Origin of the sequence: Parvimonas sp. M20 (assembly GCF_035282425.1) — a bacterium.
Lineage (GTDB): Bacteria > Bacillota > Clostridia > Tissierellales > Peptoniphilaceae > Parvimonas.
The window spans coordinates 1-279 of the sequence record NZ_JAYKBQ010000136.1 but is presented as its reverse complement, the minus strand read 5'-3'; the positions used below and the strand labels follow the sequence as shown (position 1 = coordinate 279).

1 pseudogene is annotated in these 279 nt (G+C 32.3%); it reads left to right on the top strand.

The features are described 5' to 3' along the window. Positions 1-61: 61 nt before the first annotated feature. A pseudogene (locus VJI93_RS08725) lies at positions 62-279 on the top strand (YebC/PmpR family DNA-binding transcriptional regulator); the annotation flags it as partial.

Sequence of the window (279 nt, the reverse complement as noted above, 5' to 3'; positions counted from 1 at the left end):
AAAAAATGGTGAAAATTTCGGAGCACAAGAGAAATTTTGCAAAAGGATTTAGGAGGTAATTATGTCAGGACATAATAAATGGAGTACGATTAAACATAAAAAAGGAAAAGAAGATGCAAGAAGGGGAAAAATATTTACAAAACTTGCGCGTTATATAATTGTTGCAGTTAAAGAAGGAGGCGCGGATCCTGAATACAATCCTTCTTTAAAAACTGCAATAGAAAAAGCTAAGGCAGAAAATATGCCAAATGATAATATTGAAAGAGCATTGAAAAAAGG